Source organism: Microbacterium paulum, assembly GCF_015707995.1.
GTDB lineage: Bacteria > Actinomycetota > Actinomycetes > Actinomycetales > Microbacteriaceae > Microbacterium > Microbacterium paulum.
In genome coordinates this window covers 91,645-114,298 of record NZ_JAAGRY010000002.1, presented here as the reverse complement: position 1 = coordinate 114,298, position 22,654 = coordinate 91,645, and the positions used below count along the sequence as shown (strand labels likewise).

The 22,654-nt window shown below is 68.2% G+C and carries 18 protein-coding genes, 2 tRNA genes and 1 pseudogene; 10 read left to right on the top strand and 11 right to left on the bottom strand.

Annotation, left to right across the window (positions count from 1 at the left end; all coding sequences use genetic code 11):
* Positions 1-176: 176 nt before the first annotated feature.
* The 9 genes from dnaA to G3N18_RS01135 all read left to right on the top strand — a co-directional run bounded on the left by dnaA (position 177) and on the right by G3N18_RS01135 (position 10,377).
* Positions 177-1,601, top strand: coding sequence for a chromosomal replication initiator protein DnaA (gene dnaA / locus G3N18_RS01175; protein WP_196382484.1), 1,425 nt, complete (start codon positions 177-179; stop codon positions 1,599-1,601).
* A 418-nt stretch (positions 1,602-2,019) separates the two neighbouring features.
* Positions 2,020-3,183 (top strand): DNA polymerase III subunit beta, encoded by a 1,164-nt coding sequence (gene dnaN, locus G3N18_RS01170; protein WP_196382483.1) that lies wholly within the window; start codon positions 2,020-2,022, stop codon positions 3,181-3,183.
* Between the two features lie 79 nt (positions 3,184-3,262).
* A complete protein-coding gene (recF, locus tag G3N18_RS01165) occupies positions 3,263-4,456 on the top strand; it encodes a DNA replication/repair protein RecF (protein ID WP_196382482.1) in 1,194 nt (397 codons plus the stop codon).
* Positions 4,449-4,934 (top strand): DciA family protein, encoded by a 486-nt coding sequence (locus G3N18_RS01160; RefSeq protein ID WP_196382481.1) that lies wholly within the window; start codon positions 4,449-4,451, stop codon positions 4,932-4,934. The genes recF and G3N18_RS01160 overlap by 8 nt, the downstream gene beginning before the upstream one ends.
* A gap of 122 nt (positions 4,935-5,056) precedes the next feature.
* Complete coding sequence (gene gyrB, locus G3N18_RS01155) at positions 5,057-7,108, top strand: DNA topoisomerase (ATP-hydrolyzing) subunit B (RefSeq protein ID WP_196382480.1); 2,052 nt, start codon at positions 5,057-5,059, stop codon at positions 7,106-7,108.
* Between the two features lie 43 nt (positions 7,109-7,151).
* The gene (gene gyrA / locus G3N18_RS01150) at positions 7,152-9,737 is read left to right on the top strand and encodes a DNA gyrase subunit A (RefSeq protein WP_196382479.1); all 2,586 of its coding nucleotides are present in this window, start codon (positions 7,152-7,154) and stop codon (positions 9,735-9,737) included.
* Entirely contained in the window at positions 9,734-10,135 is a 402-nt protein-coding gene (locus G3N18_RS01145) for a DUF3566 domain-containing protein (protein ID WP_196382478.1), read from the top strand. The genes gyrA and G3N18_RS01145 overlap by 4 nt, the downstream gene beginning before the upstream one ends.
* A 71-nt stretch (positions 10,136-10,206) precedes the next feature.
* A tRNA-Ile gene (locus G3N18_RS01140) sits at positions 10,207-10,283 on the top strand.
* Positions 10,284-10,304: 21 nt separating this feature from the next.
* Positions 10,305-10,377 (top strand) — tRNA-Ala (locus tag G3N18_RS01135).
* An 802-nt stretch (positions 10,378-11,179) separates the two neighbouring features.
* Here G3N18_RS01135 and G3N18_RS16535 read toward each other — a convergent pair.
* The 8 genes and pseudogenes from G3N18_RS16535 to G3N18_RS01090 form a co-directional block, all read right to left on the bottom strand.
* Positions 11,180-12,049: pseudogene (locus G3N18_RS16535) on the bottom strand (recombinase family protein); the annotation flags it as partial.
* Between the two features lie 165 nt (positions 12,050-12,214).
* Positions 12,215-12,415 carry a hypothetical protein gene (locus G3N18_RS01120; protein WP_196382476.1) on the bottom strand — a complete coding sequence of 67 codons (201 nt, stop codon included), beginning with the start codon at positions 12,413-12,415 and terminating at the stop codon, positions 12,215-12,217.
* Positions 12,416-12,421: 6 nt separating this feature from the next.
* Positions 12,422-13,042, bottom strand: a complete 621-nt coding sequence (locus tag G3N18_RS01115) for a hypothetical protein (RefSeq protein WP_338038114.1) — start codon at positions 13,040-13,042, stop codon at positions 12,422-12,424.
* 12 nt (positions 13,043-13,054) lie between these two features.
* Positions 13,055-13,549 carry a single-stranded DNA-binding protein gene (locus G3N18_RS01110; protein ID WP_196382475.1) on the bottom strand — a complete coding sequence of 165 codons (495 nt, stop codon included), beginning with the start codon at positions 13,547-13,549 and terminating at the stop codon, positions 13,055-13,057.
* Positions 13,550-13,642: 93 nt separating this feature from the next.
* Complete coding sequence (locus tag G3N18_RS01105) at positions 13,643-15,394, bottom strand: type IV secretory system conjugative DNA transfer family protein (protein WP_196382503.1); 1,752 nt, start codon at positions 15,392-15,394, stop codon at positions 13,643-13,645.
* Positions 15,395-15,423: 29 nt separating this feature from the next.
* Complete coding sequence (locus G3N18_RS01100) at positions 15,424-15,924, bottom strand: hypothetical protein (RefSeq protein ID WP_338038113.1); 501 nt, start codon at positions 15,922-15,924, stop codon at positions 15,424-15,426.
* A gap of 72 nt (positions 15,925-15,996) precedes the next feature.
* Positions 15,997-17,478, bottom strand: a complete 1,482-nt coding sequence (locus tag G3N18_RS01095) for an ATP-binding protein (RefSeq protein WP_196382474.1) — start codon at positions 17,476-17,478, stop codon at positions 15,997-15,999.
* The gene (locus G3N18_RS01090) at positions 17,475-18,263 is read right to left on the bottom strand and encodes a hypothetical protein (protein ID WP_196382473.1); all 789 of its coding nucleotides are present in this window, start codon (positions 18,261-18,263) and stop codon (positions 17,475-17,477) included. The genes G3N18_RS01095 and G3N18_RS01090 overlap by 4 nt, the downstream gene beginning before the upstream one ends.
* Before the next feature lie 153 nt (positions 18,264-18,416).
* Between G3N18_RS01090 and G3N18_RS01085 the strand changes: the two genes are divergently transcribed.
* Entirely contained in the window at positions 18,417-19,478 is a 1,062-nt protein-coding gene (locus tag G3N18_RS01085) for a CHAT domain-containing protein (RefSeq protein WP_196382472.1), read from the top strand.
* 7 nt (positions 19,479-19,485) lie between these two features.
* On the opposite strand, the gene G3N18_RS01080 is transcribed toward G3N18_RS01085, so the two are convergent.
* The 3 genes from G3N18_RS01080 to G3N18_RS01070 are packed head-to-tail and all read right to left on the bottom strand — an operon-like array spanning position 19,486 to position 22,617.
* On the bottom strand, positions 19,486-20,955 hold the full coding sequence (locus G3N18_RS01080) for an SCO6880 family protein (RefSeq protein WP_196382471.1): 1,470 nt from the start codon (positions 20,953-20,955) through the stop codon (positions 19,486-19,488).
* A gap of 3 nt (positions 20,956-20,958) precedes the next feature.
* A complete protein-coding gene (locus G3N18_RS01075) occupies positions 20,959-22,311 on the bottom strand; it encodes a conjugal transfer protein TrbL (protein ID WP_196382470.1) in 1,353 nt (450 codons plus the stop codon).
* Positions 22,312-22,347: 36 nt separating this feature from the next.
* Positions 22,348-22,617 carry a DUF6112 family protein gene (locus tag G3N18_RS01070; RefSeq protein WP_196382469.1) on the bottom strand — a complete coding sequence of 90 codons (270 nt, stop codon included), beginning with the start codon at positions 22,615-22,617 and terminating at the stop codon, positions 22,348-22,350.
* Positions 22,618-22,654 lie beyond the last annotated feature (37 nt).

The window sequence follows — 22,654 nt, the reverse complement described above, 5'->3', positions numbered from 1 at the left end:
TACGTCGAGAAAGCCGAGACCTCAAACCAGCGATGCGGGAGGCGCGGCGAACATGCCATTATCCACCGCCTGTGGATGACGGGTGGCAGGGACACGCGGCCCGGAACTACAGTGGATTTTGCTCTCGACGAGGTCCCTGGTTACCGTGGCTCGGGTAGTTATCCACAGGGGGTTCGATGTCACAGCACGATGTTCCGGATGTCCCGGTGTGGACGGCCGTGCTCGAGCACCTCGACGGCGATGAGCGCGTCACGCCGCAGATGCAGGGGTTTCTGAGCCTCGCCGTCGCACAGGGCGTGATGGGCGGAACGCTCTACCTCGACGTGCCGAACCCGCTCACCGCCGAAACGCTCAACAAGCGCCTGCGCGGCCCCATCATGGAGGCCCTCGCGCACGTCGACGCCGAGCCGGCCGCGACGACCTTCCGCGTCGTCGTCAACCCCGAGCTGATCGACGCGCATCTGACGACGCCGATCCCGATCCAGTCGGGGGCGACCCTCTCCGCGGTGCCGATCGTGCGGCCCGCGGTCGACGAGACGCCCGACCCGGTCGCCGCGCCCTCGCGCAGCGACACGCGCCTGAACCCGAAGTACGCCTTCGACAACTTCGTCATCGGCCAGTCCAACCGGTTCGCGCACGCGGCGGCGGTCGCCGTCGCCGAGGCCCCCGCCAAGGCCTACAACCCGCTGTTCATCTACGGCGACTCGGGCCTCGGCAAGACGCACCTGCTGCACGCGATCGGCAACTACGCGATCGACCTGTTCCCGGGCATCCGCGTGCGCTACGTCTCGAGCGAAGAGTTCACGAACGACTTCATCAACTCGATCGCGAACAACCGCGGCTCCGCCTTCCAGGCCCGCTACCGCGACGTCGACATCCTGATGATCGACGACATCCAGTTCCTGCAGGGCAAGGCCGAGACGCAGGAGGCGTTCTTTCACACGTTCAACACGCTGCACGACCACGACAAGCAGGTCGTGATCACGAGCGACGTGCCGCCTCGCCACCTCACCGGGTTCGAAGACCGCATGCGCAGCCGCTTCGAGTGGGGTCTCATCACCGACGTGCAGGCGCCCGACCTCGAGACCCGCATCGCGATCCTTCGCAAAAAGGCTCAGTCCGAGCGCCTGCTCGTCCCCGACGAGGTGCTCGAGTACATCGCAACGAAGGTCTCCAGCAACATCCGCGAGCTCGAGGGCGCGCTCATCCGCGTGTCGGCCTTCGCGAGCCTCAACCGCTCGAACCTCGACATCTCGCTCGCCCAGACGGTGCTGCGCGACATCGTCGACACCGATGACGCGAACGTCATCATGCCGACCGACATCATCGCCGCAACGGCGCAGTACTTCCGCCTGTCGGTCGACGACCTCTACGGATCGAGCCGCTCGCAGTCGGTCGCCACCGCACGACAGATCGCGATGTACCTGTGCCGCGAGCGCACGAACCTGTCGCTGCCGAAGATCGGTCAGCTGTTCGGCAACCGCGACCACACGACGGTCATGTACGCGTGCAAGAAGATCGCGCAGCTCATGAAAGAGCGTCGCTCGATCTACAACCAGGTCTCCGAGATCACGACGCAGCTCGGTCGCGCCTCGCGATGACCCCGTGTGGCGCGACGCGCCACCTCTGACTTGACAGCGCAGCGCCCTCTGCCCCATCATGCGCGTTCTGCACAGTGTGGAGAGCCTGTGGATAACTTCGCGTCGACACCGGACAACTGTGAGCGGATCACGCAATGCTGTGGACGGACGGATGCCACGACCACCGCGCCCGATGCCTGTCGAACACAGGCATCCGCAGCCCGCTCACAAGTTACACGCGTGTGGTTCCCGCTCGTCGAGCGGCATCGCGGTGGTTATCCACAGTTTCCACAGCTGTTAACACCATGACAGATAACTCTCTCATGAAATCCCGTTCGATCACCGAGACGGCGACCGGCGCCAGCCGAGACGGCCCTGCGAGAATCACACGACCGGGCACTAGAATGGAGACGCCCATGCCGACCCGTAGGGAGCGCCAGTGAAGTTTCACGTGAATCGCGACGTATTCAGCGAGGCCGTGTCGTTCGTCGTCAAGCTCCTGCCGCAGCGGAACCCCCAGCCGATCCTGGCCGGTGTGCTGATCGAGGCATCCGACGAAGGTCTCTCGCTCGCCGCGTTCGACTACGAGGCCTCGGCCCGCACGACCATCGAGGCGACCGTCGACGAGCCGGGGACGATCCTGGTGCACGGCCGGCTGCTCTCCGAGATCGCCAGCCGCCTGCCGAACGCACCGATCCAGATCGAGGTCGGCGAAGACGACGGCATCGTGCTCACCTGCGGCTCGGCGCGCTTCACGCTCGCGTCGATGCCGGTGCAGGAATACCCCGCCATCCCCGAAGTGTCGGGCGAGTCGGGCCTCGTTCCCGCCGAAGAGTTCGCCACCGCCATCGCGCAAGTCGCGTTCGCCGCGTCACGCGACGACGTCACCCCCGTACTCACCGGCGTGCAGCTCGAAGTCTCAGGCACGCAGCTGAGCCTCGTCGCGACCGACCGGTACCGCGTGGCGCTGCGCGAAGTGGCGTGGGATTTCGGCGACCACGGCGGCACCGGCGCCGGCGACGAACCCACGACGGCGCTCGTTCCGGCGCGCACCCTGACCGAGGTCGGCAAGACCTTCGCCCACTCGGGCGACATCCAGGTCGCGTTCTCGGGTTCGGGCGATCGCGAGATCATCGCGTTCACCTCGGGCAACAAGACCGTCACCTCGCTACTGATCAAGGGGAACTTCCCCCCGGTCCGGCGGCTTTTCCCCGAGCAGACCGACCACTACGCGGTCGTCTCGACCTCGGATCTCGCCGAGGCCGTGCGCCGCGTCTCGCTCGTGCTCGACCGCTCCGCCCCGCTGCGGTTCACCTTCACCGAAGACGGTGTGTCGATGGATGCCTCGGGCACCGAGCAGGCACGGGCGACCGAGTCTGTCGACGCGACCCTCGCCGGCGAGGAGGTCACCCTCGGCCTCAACCCGCAGTACCTGCTCGAGGCGCTCGGCGCGGTCAAGAGCGAGTTCGCACGCATCACGTTCACCTCGAGCGACAACGCGAACAAGCTCAGCCCCGTGCTGATCACTCCGCAGACCTCGGCGGGCGACGCGAACGCGGTGAGCTTCAAGTACCTGCTGCAGCCGAACCTGCTGCTTCGCTGATCTTCCCCCCGCGAACCTCGTCGCGAGCGAGCGCTCCGCCGACCCCGCCCACGTCGGCGGCGCCCCGTAGGCTGAATCGGTGATCGTCGAGCAACTGAGCCTCGTCGACTTCCGCAACTATGCGGCGGTCGATGTGGCGCTCGGCGCGGGCGCGAACGTCTTCGTCGGGCGCAACGGTCAGGGCAAGACGAACCTCGCCGAGGCGATCGGGTTCTTCGCGACGCTCGGCTCGCACCGCGTGTCGCAAGACGCGCCGATGGTGCGCGACGGTGCGGATGCCGCGGTCGTGCGTATGCGCCTCGCCTACGGGGAGCGCCGGGTGCTGCTCGAGGCGCAACTCAATCGCACCGGCAGCAACAAAGCGCGCGTGAACGGCGCCGCGGTGAAGACCGCCGAGCTGCCGCGCTACGCGCAGGTGGTGTTGTTCGCCCCCGAAGACCTGCAGATCGTGCGGAACGATCCATCGGCGCGCCGCCGCTTCGCCGATCAGCTGCTCGTGCAGCGCGCGCCCCGCATGGCGGGGGTTCTCGCCGACTACGACCGGGTGGTCAAGCAGCGCACGGCGCTGCTGAAGTCGGCGCGAGCCCGTGGCATCCGCGGCGATGCGCTCTCGACCCTCGACGTGTGGAACGACAAGCTGGTGCAGCTCGGCACCGAAGTGATCCGAGCCCGGCTCGCCCTCGCCGCCGATCTGTCCGGGCCCGTGGCCGAGGCGTACACCGCGATCGCGGGTGAAGACCACCGTCCCGAACTCGAATGGGCGCTGTCGATCGGCGGCGCCGACCCCGAAGACGACCTCGACGCCCCGGCCACCGGGGTCGCGACATCTGCCGCTGACGATGCGCAGCGCGGTGCGGCGGCGGAGCTCGAGGCTCAGTTCCGTGCGGCGCTCGCCCAACGCCGCGCCGCCGAGCTCGACCGGGGGCTGACCCTGGTGGGGCCGCACCGCGACGACCTGCTGCTGCGCGTGCGCGGGCTGCCGGTCAAGGGCTACGCATCGCACGGCGAATCGTGGTCGGTCGCCCTCGCCCTCCGCCTCGCCTCGGCGCAGCTGCTGCGGGCGCAGTCGCAGCTCGGCGACCCGATCCTCATCCTTGACGACGTGTTCGCCGAGCTCGACGCCGACCGCCGGGCGCGCCTGGCTGCCCTCGTCGGCGGGTTCGAGCAGGTCGTCGTCACGGCGGCGGTCGAGAACGATGTGCCCGAAGCCCTGCGTGCGCGCACCGTGCGGGTCGTCGCCGGAACGATCGTCGAGGACGGCGCCCATGACTGACGAGGTTCCCGAGACGATCGGCACCTATCTGCGCCTGCGCGGGCTCGACCCCTCGCCGCGCGCCGCGCGCCGGCGCAAGCGCCGGGCTGCCGAAGACGACGACAAGATGCCGTTCGCCCCCGGCCGCGACCCGAAAGGCCTCGGCGATGTGCTCGGCGACCTCACCCGGCAGTCGGGATGGGACTCGCAGCTGGCACGGGAAGATCTCGTGCTGCAGTGGGAAGAGGTGACCGGCGCCGAGACCGCCCGGCACGCCCGGCCGGTCGCCCTCGAGGGGGGACTTCTCACCGTGCAGTGCGACTCGACGGCGTGGGCGAAGAACCTGCAGCTCATGCGCGGCGAGATCGTCACCCAGCTCGTTCGCCGCTTTCCCGACGCCGGCGTGCAGAACGTGCGTTTCGTCGGCCCGGACGTTCCCTCATGGAAATGGGGCCCCAGAGCCGTTCCAGGGCGCGGTCCTCGCGATACCTACGGCTGAGCGACGTCCACCGGCATCCGACGCGCTTTCAGGGCGGCACAGGGCCATTCAGCCGACGAAAGGGCCGCGAACACGATAGACTTGGTCGACCCTGACTATCGACCCGGGAGTGCTCGAAACCTATGACGTCCGATACCCCCGACAGCGTTCCCGAAGAGCTCCCCGCCGAGCCCGCTCACCCCTCTCACAGAGTCGAGAACGATTACGGGGCCGACGCCATCCAGGTGCTCGAAGGCCTCGAGGCGGTGCGCAAGCGCCCGGGCATGTACATCGGCTCGACCGGTGAGCGGGGCCTGCACCACCTCGTCTACGAGATCGTCGACAACTCTGTCGACGAGGCGCTGGCCGGTCACAACGACCTGGTCGACGTGACGATCCTGCCCGACGGCGGCATCCGCGTGATCGACCGCGGCCGTGGCATCCCGGTCGACCCGCACGCGTCCGACCCGACCAAGTCGACGGTCGAGGTTGTGCTCACGGTGCTTCACGCCGGCGGCAAGTTCGGTGGCGGCGGCTACGCGGTCTCGGGTGGCCTGCACGGCGTGGGTTCGTCGGTCGTGAACGCTCTTTCGACGCAGTTCGACGTCGAGATCCGCCGGCAGGGCTATGTCTGGCGGCAGACGTTCGCGGGCGGCGGCAAGCCGCAGGGCCCGCTCGCGCGCGGCGAAGAGACCACCGAGACCGGCACGGTCATCACGTTCTGGCCCGACGCGACCATCTTCGAGACGGTCGAGTTCGACTACGACACGCTGCGCACACGGTTCCAGCAGACCGCGTTCCTCAACAAGGGCCTGCGCATCACCCTCCGCGACCTGCGCCCCTCGTCGGCGTACGTCGTCGACGGCGAAGACGGTCAGTCGGTCGAGCGTCAGCCGCACGACGACTTCCACTACGAGCGCGGGCTCGTCGACTACGTCGAATACCTCAACAAGATCCGCAAGGCCGAGGTCGTCAACGACGAGATCATCGAGGTCGAGGCCGAAGACACCGTGCGGCACATCTCGCTCGAGCTCGCCATGCAGTGGACGACGAGCTACACCGAGAACGTCTTCACGTTCGCGAACACGATCAACACCCACGAGGGCGGCACGCACGAAGAGGGTTTCCGTGCCGCGATGACGACGTACATCAACAAGTACGCGCGTGAGAAGGGTCTGCTCAAAGAGAAAGACGACAACCTCACCGGCGACGACATCCGCGAGGGTCTCACCGCGGTCATCTCGGTGAAGCTGTCCGAGCCGCAGTTCGAGGGACAGACGAAGACGAAGCTCGGCAACACCGAGGCGAAAGCCTTCGTGCAGAAGGTCGTCGGCGACCAGCTCACCGACTGGCTCGACCGCAACCCTGCCCAGGCCAAGCGCGTCATCATGAAGGCGGTGGATGCCGCGACCGCGCGCCTCGCCGCACGGAAGGCCCGCGAGACCGCACGCCGCAAGAGCGTCTTCGAGTCGTTCTCGATGCCCGAGAAGCTCAAGGACTGCACGAGCAAAGACCCGTCGATCTCTGAGATCTTCCTCGTCGAGGGTGACTCGGCCGGCGGTTCGGCCGTGTCGGGTCGCGACCCCGAGCGGCAGGCGATCCTGTCGCTGCGCGGAAAGATCCTCAACGTCGAGAAGGCGCGCCTCGACCGTGCGCTCGGCAACGCCGAGATCCAGGCGATGATCTCGGCCTTCGGCACGGGCATCGGTGAAGACTTCGACGTCGCCAAGGCGCGGTATCACAAGATCGTGCTGATGGCCGATGCCGACGTCGACGGCCAGCACATCACGACGCTGCTGCTCACGCTGCTGTTCCGTTACATGCGCGGGCTCATCGAGGCCGGCTACGTCTACCTGGCCATGCCGCCGCTCTTCCGGCTCAAGTGGTCGAACTCGCCGCACGAGTACGTCTACAGCGACCGCGAACGCGACGCGTTGCTCGCCGAGGGCATCGCCGCCGGCAAGCGCATCCCGAAAGACAACGGCGTGCAGCGCTACAAGGGTCTCGGCGAGATGAACGCCAAAGAGTTGTGGGAGACCACGATGGACCCCGACACCCGCACCCTCCGCCAGGTGACGATCGACGACGCGGCCGCCGCCGACGAGATCTTCTCCATCCTCATGGGCGAAGACGTCGAATCGCGGCGCGGATTCATCCAGCGCAACGCGAAGGACGTCCGCTTCCTGGACATCTGACCCTCTCGCAGGCTCAGACATCCGGAACGAGTGAAAGAACATCATGACTGACGAAGAACGCCCCGACCCGACCGCGCACTACAACCACGGCAACATCGACCAGGTCGACCTGCAGGTCGAGATGCAGCGCAGCTACCTCGACTACGCGATGAGCGTCATCGTCGGTCGCGCGCTGCCCGATGTGCGGGACGGCCTGAAGCCGGTGCACCGCCGCGTGATCTACGGCATGTACGACGGGGGCTACCGCCCCGACAAGGGCTTCAACAAGTGCGCCCGCATCGTCGGCGACGTGATGGGTCAGTTCCACCCGCACGGCGACTCGGCGATCTATGACGCGCTCGTGCGCCTCGTGCAGCCGTGGTCGTTGCGCTATCCGCTCGCCGAAGGTCAGGGCAACTTCGGCACGCCGGGCAACATGGGTGCCGCCGCGTCGCGCTACACCGAGACCAAGATGGCGCCGCTGTCGATGGAGATGGTGCGCGACATCGACGAAGACACCGTCGATTTCGAGCCCAACTACGACGGCAAGACGCAAGAGCCGACGGTGCTGCCGGCGCGCTTCCCGAACCTGCTCGTCAACGGCTCGGTCGGCATCGCGGTCGGCATGGCCACGAACATCCCGCCGCACAACATGCGCGAGGTGGCCGAGGGCGCCCTGTGGGCGCTCGAGCACCCGGATGCCTCGCGTGACGAACTGCTCGAAGCGCTCATGGCGCGCGTGCACGGCCCCGACTTCCCCACCGGCGCGCAGATCCTCGGCACCAAGGGAATCCGCGAGGCCCAGCGCACCGGCCGCGGGTCGATCACGATGCGTGCCGTCGTGAACGTCGAAGAGATCCACGGCCGCACGTGCCTCGTCGTCACCGAGCTGCCCTACCAGGTGAACCCCGACAACGTCGCGGCGAAGATCCGCGACCTCGCGCGCGACGGCAAGCTCACCGGCATCGCCGACATCCGCGACGAGACGAGCGACCGCACCGGTCAGCGCCTCGTGATCGTGCTGAAGCGCGACGCGGTCGCGAAGGTCGTGCTCAACAACCTGTACAAGCACACGCAGCTGCAAGAGAACTTCGGCGCGAACATGCTCGCGATCGTCGACGGTGTGCCGCGCACGCTCGCTCTCGACGGGTTCATCTCGTACTGGATCGAACACCAGGTCGAGGTCATCGTCCGCCGCACGCAGTATCGCCTGCGCGAGGCCGAGAAGCGCATGCACATTCTGCGCGGCTACCTCAAAGCGCTCGACGCGCTCGACGAGGTCATCGCGCTCATCCGCCGCTCACCCACCGTCGACGAGGCGCGCGAGGGTCTGAAGGTGCTGCTCGAGATCGACGACGTGCAGGCCGAGGCGATCCTGCAGATGCAGCTGCGCCGCCTCGCGGCCCTCGAACGCCAGAAGATCATCGACGAGGCAACCGAGCTCGAGCTGAAGATCGACGATCTCAACGACATCCTCGCCAAGCCCGGTCGTCAGCGCACGATCATCGCCGAGGAGCTCACCGGCATCGTCGACAAGTTCGGCGACGACCGGCGCACGCACATCCTGCACGGCTTCGACGGCGACATGTCGATGGAAGACCTCATCCCCGAAGAAGAGATGGTCATCACCATCACGCGGGCCGGGTACATCAAGCGCACGCGCAGCGACAACTACCGTTCGCAGCACCGCGGGGGCAAGGGCGTCAAGGGCGCACAGCTCCGCGCCGACGACGTCGTCGAGCACTTCTTCGTCACGACGACGCACCACTGGCTGCTGTTCTTCACCACCAAGGGACGCGTCTATCGCTGCAAGGCCTACGAGGTGCCTGAGGCGGGGCGGGATGCCAAGGGTCAGCATGTCGCGAACCTGCTGGCGCTGCAGCCGGGCGAAGAGATCGCGCAGATCCTCGACATCCGCGACTACAAGGCCGCGACGCACCTCGTGCTCGCCACCCGCGACGGCAAGGTGAAGAAGACCTTCCTCAGCGAGTACGACACGAACCGTCAGGGCGGCATCATCGCGATCCGCCTGCGCGGGCAAGACGAAGAGGACGGCGACGAGCTCGTCAGCGCCCTGCTCGTCGACGACACCGACGACATCCTGCTGATCTCCCGCCACGGCATGTCGCTGCGCTTCACGGCGACCGACGACTCGCTGCGCCCCATGGGCCGGGCGACCGAGGGCGTGAAGGGCATGAGCTTCCGCGAGGGAGATTCGCTGCTCTCGGCATCCGTCGCGAAAGACGACGCGTATGTGTTCGTCGTCACCGAAGGCGGCTACGCCAAGCGCACCAAGGTGGGCGAATACCGCCTGCAGGGGCGCGGCGGACTCGGCATCAAGGTGGCCAAACTGAGCGAGGATCGGGGCGACCTCGCGGGTGGTCTGATGGTGTCTGACGATGACGAGGTCTTGGTGGTTCTTGCCAGCGGCAAGGTGGTACGCTCTGCCGTGGCCGAGGTCCCGGCGAAGGGACGCGACACCATGGGTGTCGTGTTCGCCCGCCCCGATGACGACGATCGCATCCTTGCGATCGCGCGCAACGGAGAGCGGACGCTGGGGCAGGCTCCCGACCTGGAAGAGCCCGCCACGCCCGCTGCTGCAGACGAGACCACGCCTGCGAGCCCCGAAGAGAGTGACACTGACGCATGAGCACGGTAGCCGACAAGCTGGCGAAGAAATCTTCCAGCAAGACCAGCGCGAAGCAGGTGCGCCTGCGCCTCGTCTACGTCGACTTCTGGTCGGCTGTGAAGCTGTCGTTCCTCGCCGCGGTCGCGCTCGCGATCGTCACCGTCGTCGCCACGTTCCTCGTGTACATGGTGCTGCAGACCACCACTGTGCTGAGCAAGCTCGACGACCTGTTCAAGGCGTTCGACGATAGCTTCACGCTCAGCACCTATGTCGGACTGCCCCAGGTGATGGCCTTCGCCGCGATCGTCGCGATCTTGAACCTCATCGTCGTGACGGTGCTGGGCGCGGTCGTTGCCGGCATCTACAACCTGATGGTGAAGGTCACCGGCGGACTGCTCGTCGGCTTCACCTCGAACTGATCCGATTTTCGGATTGCCCGCGAGTCGGGTAAAGTCTTGGAGGTTGACGGCGGCGACGCCGATCTCCGGACGGGGCTATAGCTCAGGCGGTTAGAGCGCTTCACTGATAATGAAGAGGTCCCAGGTTCAAGTCCTGGTAGCCCCACCACCCCCGTCGCTTTTGTCACTGGGGGCCTTAGCTCAGTTGGTAGAGCGCCTGCTTTGCAAGCAGGATGTCAGGAGTTCGAATCTCCTAGGCTCCACGTAAAGTTGAACGTTCGAACCTTGCCCCGCGTGATCGCGGGGCAAGGTTCTTTCGTTGTGTGGCCTGGGACTGGTGGCCAGGATGGTCTGGATCGCTTCGGTCGGTTGGAGGGTGGCTTCGTCCTCGTCATCGATGGTGATGCGGTCGAACAGTGCCCGGTTGAGCATCCTCCGTTCGGCGGGTTCGGCCTTGGCGTAGACGTCGCCGATGTCGGTGAGGAGGCCGAGGATCGCGTCGAGCCCGACCTTGGCCTTGCCGTAGGTCGTCTCCAGGGTGTCGAGCCGGCCGGTGATCGCTTGCAGGCTGGCGCGGATGCGGTCTTGTTCGGTCTTGAGCAGGTCGATGGGGATCGCGTCGGCGTAGTGGGCTTGGAGGAGCTTGACCTGTTCGGCTTCGAGCTTGGCCTTCTGCCCGGCGAGGAGTTTCTTCTCGTCGCTGGTGGATTCGGAGAGGGTGTCGAACACCTGCCCGAGCACGCCCTGGACCTGTGCTGCCTCGTCCAGGCTGATGGAGATGTCTTGGTACCGAGTCTCGATGGCCCGCTCGACTCGGTGGGTGAGGATGGCGGTGCGCTGGCAGTTGTTGCGCTTGAACCGGCGGCCGGTGCAGGTGAAGTAGTCGTAGGCGACGCCCTGGTGGTTGCGGGGCCGCTCGAACATGAGCTTCTTCTCGCAGGCGCAGTAGATCGAGCCTTTGAGGTAGTGGTCGTACTTCTGCGGCTTGTCGCCGACGACGTGATGTTGCTGGAGGATCGTCTGCACCTGCTCGAACGTCTCGGGCGTCACGAGCGGATCGTGCGTGCCGGGGTAGGTGATGTCGCGGAAGGTGACGATGCCTTGGTAGTAGGGATTGACGAGGATCTTGTGCAGCGCGGTCGTGGTGACCGGCTTCGCGGGGAACGACGGCGTGGGCCGGGTGGTGAGGCCGCGGGTCTCCAGCTCGCGGGCGAGCTTCGATAGAGACCAGTCGCCGGTGGCGTAGGCGGTGAACGCGAACCGGATCAGCTCGGCCCGGTCGGGATCGAGCCGCACCTCGCGGACTTCGCGCCCGTTCGCATCGGTGGTGCGGATGTTGAGGTAGCCGATGGGTGCTCGGTGCGGGGTGCCGCCGATCGTGGCTTTCTGCACGAGTCCCTTGGTGACCTCCTGGGCGAGGTTCAGACTGTAGAACTCGGCGATGGAGGCCATGATGCCGTGCATCAGCATCCCGGAGGGGGTCTCGTCGATGTTCTCCATGACGGACACGAGGGTGACCCCGGCCTGGCGGAGGGTGGCGTGGATGATCGCGTCGTCGAGCCGGTTGCGGGCGATGCGGTCGACCTTGTTGATGATGCAGTACCGGACGGGGTGCTCGGCGAGGTAGTCCAGCATCTCCTGGAGTGCTTTGCGGCGCGCGGTCTTCCCGGACTCGCCGGGCTCGATGAACTCCGCGACGATGACCGCGTTCAGCTGGTCGGCCTTGCGCTGCGCTGCTTCGCGCTGCGCGGGAATGGAGAGCCCTTCTTCGAGACCGTTGCGGGTGGCCTGGTCCTTGGTGGAGACCCGCAGGTACGAGATCGCGGGCACTTTCCCATCGGGAAGGGTCGTTGCCTCAGAGGCGGGCTTCGGGCTGGTGGCGAGGGTGCGCAGCGCGCCGAGGTCGAGGCCAGCGGGGAGGTCGAGGAGCGTCATGGTCGTGACTGCCTTTCGGGCTCTCACCCAGCCCCGAGAGCGGGGGTGGGTGCGGGCGCCGACTGGCGGTCACGACACAAATTGGGGAGGCCTGCCGAACCACGACGGGTTCGGGCAACAAGTTGGTTAGCCGGTAGCGCCCTGGATGGACGTACAACAGGGATTCTACCGTTCGCTGCTCAGCAGCGCCCGGAGCTGGTCACCGGCCTGACCGACCGGGCCCCCGGTGCCGGCCTCGCGCAGGGCGACGCGGATGAGGACTTCGGCGATCTTCTCGGTGTCGATCTGCTCCCGCCTCGTGAACGTGACCCGCAGCCGCCGATCCGATGATGGGCGTTGGGTCTTGCGCTGATAGTTCCGCACCATGACCGCTCACCCGCCTTCAGTGTCGGCGCCCTCGTCGGGGCCGGCGTCGATGTCGAGGTCGGCGTCGTCGAGGCGGGCGAAGAACGCGTCTTCGGCGGCTTTGCGGCGGGCGACCTGTGCGATCACGAAGGCCACGAAGTCCTCGCGCCGGTTCGTGATCGGGATGTCTTCGACCGGCGGGGCCGGGGGCTCGCCGGGCCAGGCGGTCTGCCGGTCGGGGCGGTCGCGATCCAGGCGGGTGCCGGAGGCGGCGACCCAGTCGCGCAGCCGCTGCCGAGCAGCGGCGAAGTCGCGATGCCACCCGATCGCGGCCGAGGCATCCTGTTCCGGGTCGTACGCTGCGAGCCAGTGCAGGTGCAACGCGGACAGCTCCCACTTGAGCGCCGGATGCCGGTGCCACAACGGCGGGATCACCGAGACGGGCAGCGCGTACTCTCTCCTGACCCACTCGACCCACCGGTTCAGGGCGAGCCATTCCTGCTCCAGGTCGTGGGCGAGCAGCAGGTTCCAGTTCACCGGCCGCGGCGGCCCCGGCACATCATCGTCGGGACCTGTCGGACCGAAGTCCTCGTCTCCCCACTCCTCGGGGTCGGGACGGTCGGACAGGGCGGTGTCGTCGTTCGTCACGTCCGCCTCCGTTCACATGGCCCGTGCGGGCTGTTCGCGGTCGGGCTGTTCGCGGTCGGGCTGTTCCTGCTCGGGCGGCTCGAAGCCGACCTGCCGCTCGGGCTGCTGCCGGTTCGGCGACTCCATCTGCGACAGCCGGCGCGGGGTGCCGATCTCGATGTTCATCCGGGCGGCGTCGGGGCCGAACCGGTTCGCGATGAACTCCTTGCTCTCCACCCCGGTGTTCGGGTTCGTGCTGGTGTCGAGGCGGCCGTGCGCGAGGAACCAGTCCTGCTTGGCCAGCGTCTCATTCCCGCTGACGGCGGCGCCGCGGAACGCGACGACATCGTGGAAGGTGGTCGGTAGCTTGGTGCGCGACCCATCAGGCGCGAACTGGTAGTGCTCCTGCCCGGCCTTGAAGTACAGGCGCGGCTTGCCGTCGTGCCAGGTCAGCTGCGGCTCAGAGGCGACGAACCCGTAGAAGGCCTGGCCGATCTCCGGGTCGACGTCTGGTTTCTGCTCGCTCATCGTGTGCTCCCGCTCTGCTCATGCCGCCCGCTCTTCATCGGGGCTGCTCGTGGCAGGCAGGTGCACCTGACCACCCCAGAGCCCAACGAGGGGCTACTGGCGGTGGGCGTTGTGCAGGAGCCGCTCCACCTCGGCACGATCCGCCTTCAACCGGGCTCCGTCGGGGCGGGCGGGCCATGCCCGCAGGTCGGTGATGATCGGCGGTGCCGATCGCAGCAGGGTGACGGCGGTGCCGAACGGGAGGCGCCGGATGTGATCGGGCGGCAGGATCGCGACCCGCCGCACGCTCCGCTGGTTGGAGCGGGAACCGTAATCGCCGACCGTGGTGGTATCGGTCAGCTCGTCGCGTTCCCCGATCAGTGTGGAGAGGTCCTGGAGGTCGCGGCTGCTGGAGGCGCCGCCGAGGAGGATCTTCACGATGGACGCATCCCAGATCGCGCCGGCCTGGTGCTCGTTCCACTTGTCCCGAGCCTGCGCGAGGGACTGGAGCACGGCGAGGGTGGTGATGCCGGTGCCGCCGCCCTCCGCCATCAACGTCGGTAGGCTGGGAAGAGGGGCCAGGTTCCCGATCTCATCCAGACACAACAGCAGTGGCGGATCGAGTCTCGCGCCGGTGGAGCGGGCGGCCATACGACGGGCGGTCTCCACGAGGTCTTCGACCAGGGCGGCGACGAGCGCGGCACTGTTCCCGGCCCCGGCGCCGGTGGCGAGGAGAAACAGGGTGCCCCGCTCACGGATGAACGCCTCGGGGTCGAACTCCTCACCCTCGCGGGGTGAGACGGCATCGAGCACCCGCGGGTCTGCCAGCGCCGCCAGCGAGAGGCTGACGCCCTGCCAGATCGAGTCGCGGGTGCGAGGGTCGGCGTCGATCATCGACGCGAGCGAATCCGCCCACCCGGTCGCGGCGTCGGGATGGTTGGTGAGGATCGCGACCGCGTCCGCCGCGGAGGTGGGGTCGAGGGTCCATCGGAACAGCTCGGAGGGGCTACGCCGGTCGAGGGCGGCGGCGTGCAGCAGCGCCTGGAGGGCGGCTTTGGTTTTGCCTTCCCAGAAGTCGCCGCCTTCGACCCCGCCGGCGGACAGGCCGGTGGCGGAGGCGAGGCCGGCGGCGCGGATCATCGCGATCTGCGGGGACTCGCAGCCCCGGATCGGTGACCACCGCATCCCCGCCGGCAGGCCTTCGGCGAGATGCTGGGGGTCGAACACCGCCACCGGGCCGATGCGTTTGCGGGCGCGGAGGCAGGCGGTGACGTTATCCGGGCGGGTGCTGGTGGTGACGACGGCGCCGGGGGCGTCGAGGATCGCCGGAATGATCAGGTGCAGGCCTTTGCCGGAGCGGGGCGGGCCGATCAGCAGGATCGAGTCCTCCACCGACGCCCACACCTCCCGGCGGTGCGCGGTGCCGAGCCGATACCCGACATCACCCGGCCCAGGCATGTCCAGGCTGGGGCGCAGAGTGCCTGCGCGACGCATGAGCGCTTTCGCCGACGCGGCCTTGGCGACCTCGTGCCCGGTGGCGGTGCCCTCCTGCCGGTGCGGATCGCCCGCGGCCTGCCGGGTCAGCCGGCGGATCAGGCTCCCTGCCCAGAGCCCTGCCGCGGTCAGGGCGGTGAGCATGAGGGCGGCGGTGATCCAGTAGACGACTGGGCTCAGGCCGTCCGTGCCGAGCTGCCCGCCCGGGTCCGCCGGGTGGAAGATCACCGCGACCCCGCCCGTCGCCCCGGCGGTCGGCTGCGGGGTGCTGGTGAGGAACGCGGCAATACTGCCCGCGGCACGGAGCACGAAGGCGACCCCGAGCAGCCCACCGATCACGATAAGGAGGATGTTGGTGAGTTCGTCGCCCATCGGTTGGCCGGGGCGGTCCTGCGGCCCGGTCACGACAGACTCCGTGCGGAGATCGTGCCCGAGACCCGCCCGACCAGCACCACCTCGCCCGCCTTCGCCGCGGCGACGACCTGGGGGTCGAGGAGGGCCCGGGCTCGGCCGTCCGGGGCTGCGTCGGTGTGGGCGATGATGAGAGCGACGGCGATGTCTTCGCCGGAGATGAAGCCGTCACCGCCGTCGACCCGGATGGGGTCGGCCCCGCGACGCCGCCGGCCCGGCTTCTTCACCGGTTCCGGCTGCGAATCGGGGTCGGGTTCCGGGGTGGGGCGTTTGGCGGCGGGAAGGATGTCGGTAAAGGTGCTGCCGTCGACCTCGTGCACGGTCACGCGCACCGGGGTCGCCCGGTCGTGGGTGACGTGATCGATGATCTGCGCGAACATCGCCCGCCGCCACGCCCCCACATCCTCCGGCGCAGCGACCGGGTGGTGGTTGAGGGTCGCGGTGAGGGTGCCGTCCTCGTGCACGTCGAGCACGAGATGCGGCACCACCACCGGCGCGGACGAATCAGGGGAATCAGGGGTAAGTCTCATGCCCGCCAGGTGCACCCGCACCATCCGGTGCTCCTAGCTGTGCGCCGCCGCCCGCGAGCTCGTGTCGAAGAGTCTATTTTCGGCCGGGTGCAGCTGGTGCTGGACGATGTAGGAGGAGCCCTTGATCTTCCACAGCCCCTGCCCGACACCCAGCGTCGGTAGCAGCGCCTGCTCGGTGCCGGTCAGCCCTAGCGCCGCGGAGGTCGGGCCGAGCTGATCGCTCTCTTGCCGGTAAATGATCCGCGTCTCAGCGTTCGCCAACAACGAATTGGCGAGGCCGCGCATCGCCGAGCCCTGATCGCCGACGTTGTCGAGGTCGCTGACTTTGTGGAAGATCATCGCGTTCGCGATCCCGTACGCCCGCGCCAGCCGCCAGTGCGCATCCATCCGCTTGAGCAGGGCGGGTTGGGACATGAGGCGCCAGGCTTCGTCGTAGATGCACCACCGCTGCCCGCCGGCGGGGTCGAGGAGGGCGGCTTCCATCCACGCGCTGGAGCAGGTCATGAGCGCGGAGATGAGGGTGGAGTTCTCGGTGACCTGGGACAGGTCGAGGGAGATCATCGGCAGCGACGGATCGAACACCTCCGTGCTGGGGCCATCGAACAGCCCGGCCAGATCACCGGCGACCAGTCTGCGGAGTGCGTGGCCGACCATCCGCCCGTCCTCCTTCAGCCGTCCATCGTCGTCGTGGGCGGGGTTGAGGAGGTGGTCGACGATCATCGGCAGGATCGGCACCGTGTTGCCGCGCATGGTCGCCGTCAGGGCGGTGTCGATCGCGGTGTGCTCCAACGGCGACATGGGCCGCGCCAGCACCGTCTCCGTCAACGCCCCGATCAGATCGCGCCGCCGGGAGACGACGGTCGCGGTCCATTGCTCGTCGCTCATCCCCGCCGGCCGGTAGCCCTCATCGAGCGGGTTCAGGCGGGAGGGCAGGCCGTGGCCGAGCTTGATCGCCCTCCCGCCGACAGCCTCGGCGACGGCCGTGTGTTCACCTTTCGGGTCCCCGGGAATGTAGACCCGCCTGCCGAATCCGAGCGACCGCGTGTAGAGGCTCTTCGCCAGGCTCGACTTGCCGGAGCCGACGATGCCGGCGACCACGACGTTCGGGGCGGTGATGACCCCGTTCGCATACAAGACCCAGGGGTCGTAGACGAACGAGCCGCCGGAGTAGAGGTCTTGGCCGATGAACACGCCTTGGGAGCCGAGGCCGCCTTCGGCGAGAAACGGATACGCCCCGGCGAGCATCGCGCTGGTGTCCTGGTGCTTCGGGAGGCGAAACCGGCCCGGCGTGCGCAGGGTGGCGGGGCCGGGCTCGCCGGCGGTGTGCAGATACCGGGTCGCCCGGCGTTCGGCCCGCTCGGCGGCCTTCTTCTCCCGAACCTGCGCCCGTTCTTTCTGGCGCTGTTCGGCGACGAGCTCCGCGGCAGCGGCGCGGCGTTGCTTGCGCAGCCGGCGCCGCTCCTTCGCGGGGGCGACGAGGACGGCGGAGTGCAGCTTCTCGCGGTCGCCGCTCACCGGAACAGCCCCCGGTTCTCAGCGACCTCATCGATCGCATCCGGCCGGAACCACGACGACGTCCCCTCCGACAGTGCTGGCCTGCGATGCCGCCCCCGCCGCGGCTCGTCCTCCGGGACGGGCGGGGTGGTGGTGCCGGAGGCCGGAGCGTCGGGGTCGGGGGCGTCGATACGTCGGGACAGGCCCACGTAGCCCAGGTGGGGGCTGTAGGTGAGGGCGTAGTCGCCGGAGGTGGCGAGCCGGTCGGCGGCGCTCTGCGGGGCGGTGTCGTAGACGTACCCGTTCTCCATCGCATCGCTGACCGTCTCCTCGCCGTAGTCCCAGCCGGCGAGGTAGGCGATCGCGGCGTCGGCGCCCCGCCGGTCGATGATCTCCCTCACCGGGTCGGCCTCGTCGCCTTGGAGGAACACGATGCTGACCCACCGGTGCTGCGGATCGTCGGGCTTCCACGCGATCTGCCCAGCCTTCCCGGACGCCTGGTCGAGGGAGCCTTCGGCCTGATCCATGCGGGCGGACGCGCTGCGCAGCGCGTCGATCGCGTCGCTGATGAGCGTTCTTGCGGCGAGCGGATCACCGTGATCGGTCGTCGCCCGTGCCGCATTGCGGTGATGGTTCTGGGCGAGCTGATCGGTGACCTGGGCCAAGTACCGGGTGCTGGCCAGCAGGTTCCCCATGACCTCATACATGGCGCGCGGGTCCTCGATGGTGATCGTGGCGTGCGCGAGCCCGCGCAAGGCTTCGGCGGCTTCGCGGGCATCGACTTGGGGATCATCGAACGTCGGCATGACAACTCCTGAGGTTTCGGTGGACGCGGCAGCGCCCCGACCCCGGCGGAAGTGAGATGGGGTCGGGGCGCTGTGTTCCCCAGGTGCGCACGACTCTGCGGTGTCAGTGGTGCCGGATAGCGTTGCCACGCAGGTGAATCGAGAGGAGCCGAGTTGGGATCACAGCAGTACCGCGGGGAGCTGGAGCGCAAGCGCAAGCAGCGCGTCGACGCGGAGAAGAAGGCCGGTGAGTACCGGAACAAGGAGTCGAAGAAGCGTGCCGAGGCGGACAAGGCACGTCAGGAGGCGGCGAAGACCAAGAGCCCGGCGACACAGAAATCGAAGCTGAGCCGGGCCGCGCAGCGTGACAAGGAGGCCGCGTCCGCCGGAAGCGAAGCGAACAAGTGGGCGGCCAAGGCCTCCGGATATCGGAAGCAGGAAGCAGACCTGCAGACCAAGCTCGCCAGGGCAGAGCGCTCCGAGGCCGACGCGGCCGAACGCAAGCGCAAGCGAGAGCAGACCGCCGCTGATCGGCGTGCAGCCGCCGAACGTGCGGCGACCGAAGCGCGATTCGACCGCACGGAGCACGCTGTCGGGGAAGCGCTCCGGGAACTGCGGGCACCCAAGCCGGAGAAACTGCGTGTGCTGTTGCTCGGAGCGTCCTCCGAAGGGGATCTGCGCGTCGGGCGAGAGCAGAAGCGCATCCGATCCGCAGTCGAGTCCGCACTGCACCGGGACCTGATCGAACTCGATGTCCGCCCCGCCGCGACCGCGAGCGACCTGCTGGATGGCATCACCAAGTTCCGACCGCACGTCGTGCACTTCTCCGGGCACAGCAACGAAGACCTGATCGTCTTCGAACACGACACCGACGCACCGCACGACGGGCACGTCGTCACAGCGCGCGCGTTCTCACGCGCGATCGCCGCCACCGACGACCCGCCCCTGCTCGTGCTGCTCAACGCCTGCAAGTCCGCCGCACAGATCGATCAACTCGTCGCGGAAGTCGTCCCATTCGCCATCGGCATGGCCGACAGCATCGACGACGCCGACGCCATCAACTACGCCGCCCAGTTCTACGCCTCCATCGCGAACGGGCAATCCGTCCGGTCAGCTCATCTCGCCGGCCAGGCCGCATTGGAACTCGCTGGTCTGGACGGTGCCGAGCTCCCGACCCTCGCCGCAGCTGCCGACGTTGACCCCGGCGCCACGATCCTGGTCAAGCCCACCGACTGACCACAATTCAGATGCGGCGTGCCAGCGGCAGGGCGGCGGCGGTGAATGCCTGTGCCTGCTGCCCGACCAGGAGCCGTGTCTCGCAGGAGGCCTGGATCGCGGCCTGCTCGATCGCGGCGACCGCGGTGTCGAGTTCCTCGACGGTCGGGGCGGTCACGGCGATCAGGCCGGTGTAGCGCAGCACCCCGTGCCCCGCGGTCAGGTCGGCTTCCTGGCGCAGCACGTCCTCGTACTCGGCGGTCTGAGAGGCGTCCTGGATCTGTCCGATCTTCGCCCGCTGGGCGCGGTCGCTGATGTACTCCACCTTTTTCTTGCGGATGTCGCGCACGGCCTGGTCGGTCCTGAGCGGGGTGCACAGCAGCGAGATCGACCGCTGTATCCCCGTCGACAAGGTCACCGGGGCGAGGAACCCCGGATAGACCATCGCGCGGGGCCATTCGCTGATCCAGAGCACGGCGTGGTAGCCGGAGTCGGTGCGCAACCGCTCCCACGTCTCGGCGACGGCGACGGGGCCGGCAGTGGCGAGGTCCTGCCCGAGCTGCCCGTGGCGTTCCAGAGTCGGCCCGATCGCGGGGTCGTAAGCGGTGCGCAGCATCACCGCGATCTCCCCGGGGCTCAGCCACCCGGACGGGGTGAGGTCGGCGGCGCGGAGCGCGGAGACGAGGGTGGTCATCTCCTGGCGGAGCACGTTCGCCGCGCCCTTGATGCCGCCGCCGGCGGTGCGGATCTGCCGGCCCGCCGCCTTCATATCCAACGACAGCGACACGGTGGTGGCGTGGCGTTCCCCAGCGGGCCCTGCCCGGTCGATCAGCTCGCTATAGGTGGTGGAGGCCCAGGAGTCGTCGTGGGTGCCGTGCTCGGCCCACCATTCGGCGAGCCCCTGCCCGGAATCCGGCAAGGTCCGTTCCAGTACTTGGAGGGTGGCGACCCGGCCGGAGCGGCAGATCGTCGCCAGCACCCGCCCCCAGGCGGTGACGCGGCGGTGCTGCTCGGACGGGTCCAGCAGCACGAACGCCGGATGCGTCACCGACACCACCACCGTGAGCGTGTTCGCGGTGGGGTCGTGGATCATCCCGGCCCCGGTCTCGGGATCGGTGTACTCGCGCAACCTGGCCATGTCACCGGGCAGCGCGAGCGTGCCCTCCGGCCTCGGGGCGACGATCCGGCGCCGGTAGAGGAGTTGTCCGCCGGTGGTGCGCCAGGCCCACCAGGCGCACACGGGTATCCATTCGACCAGGGCGCGGCCGCTGATCTTCACCCAGGTCAGGGCGATCGCGGCCGCCCAGATGGGGGCGGAGTAGGCGATGAGGATGCCGCCGCCGGCGTAGAGCGCCCCGATCAGGGACGCACCCCCTGTGCCGAGGGCGATCATCTGCGACAGCGACAGGCCCAGGATGAGGCCGCGTCGGGTGAGGCGGGAGAACTTCACCGGCACCAGCTCGCCGGCGCTCGTGGTGGTGTCGTCGGTGCGTGGCATCGCCTACTCCTTCCCGCCGGCCGGGCCGGGGTCTGCTGGGGCGGACGGCTCGGTCGGGGTGTTCGGCATCGGCGCCGACGGAGCCGGCGGCGTCCCACCCGAACCGACATCGCCTCCGGGGGTGGTGGTGTTGCCGGTGTTCTGCGCTCCCGCGGCGGCGGTGTCGGCCTGCGTGCCGACCTCGTTGCCCGCTGCCGGGCCGGCTTCGGCGGCTTCTTTGGCGACGATCACGCCGGCCACGACCGGGGCGGCAGGCCCGCTGCTCGCGGCCGTCTCCGTTCCCGCCTCGGCGGTCGCGGTCTCCGTCCCCGCGGTCTCAGTGCTGGCGGGCGGCTTCGCCGCGGGCGGGCTCCCACCGCCATCCCCGTCACCACCACCGCCGCCGCTGGAGCCGTCGAGGATCTTCTTCGGGCCCTCACCGCCCCGGGTGGGGATCGGGAGGGGCCGGTTCATGGCGTTCTTCGCGTCCTGCTCGGCGCCCATGGTGTTGTAGAGGTCGAAGCCCACGAAGCTCAGGAGCCGGTAGACCATGTAGGGGGCGAACGCGGCGATCCCCATCAGCACGATCCCGGCGATGGGCTCGGTCACCGCGGTCAGGCCGGCGTCGATGGGGGTCGCGACCTGCGTGATCGCGACCAGGAACACCACGACGAGCACCAGCTTCGAGACGATCAGGGCGATCAGGAACGTCACCCATTTCCCGATCCACCCCTTGGTCACATCCCACGACGCCCCCGACAAGGCCAGCGGGGCGAGGACCACGGTGACGAGGATCAGGGCCTTGCGGATGAGCAGGGAGAACCAGACGATGCCGATGGCCGCGATCATCAGGCCGGCGAGGAAGATCGAGACGATCGCGCCGACGCCGGGTGCGGCGATGTTCAGCCCGGACAGGGCGCCAGCGAGGAGGAGGAGCTGGTTGCCCATCGATTCGGTGGTCTCCCCGGCGGCCTGGATGAGGCCGATGCACAGCTGGTCGACGATCTCCAGCAGCACTGTCGTCAACGTGATGACCACGAAACTGCCGAGGATCGATTTGCCGGCCCCGAGCGCGGCGCGGGAGAGGGCGCCGGGGTCGCGCTGGATCATCCCGGTGATCAGTTGGAGGAAGAAGAAGATGGCGATGATGAACAGGGCGATCCCGAAGACGATGTTGTAGACCGAGACGAATCCGTCCTGGTTCAGGTCGACCAGGGTGGTGGTGTCGAAGACGGTCCACATCGTCTCCATCAGCCAGGCCGCGGCCCCGGCCATCGAGGAGGCGAGCCAGTCGAACGGGGCGGCGATCAGGGACGCGGTGCCCTCACCGACCGCGTCGCACACATTCGAGATGACGGGGATATCGCACACGCTCACGGCGCACCCCTCCTTTCACACGCAGAAGAGAGGGGGTTAGACCTGCTGGCCGACCGACCAGCCGAAGTTCACGAGCGCGACGGCGGCGCCGCAGATCACGGCCGCGCCGCAGGAGATCAGCAGCCCCGTCTTCCCCCGCCCGGCGAGGTGCGGGTTGGAGGAGTTGGAGCCGTAGGCCCAGACGATCGCGGAGACGATCAGCGCCAGCACGGCGAGGATGAGGCCGACGGTCATCACGGCGCCGACGATGGTGCGCAGCTGCTCGATGCCCGGCAGGCCGCTGGAGTTGGGGTCGATGTCGATCACGATGTGCCCTTTCACGAGACGAGAGACAGTTCCGACC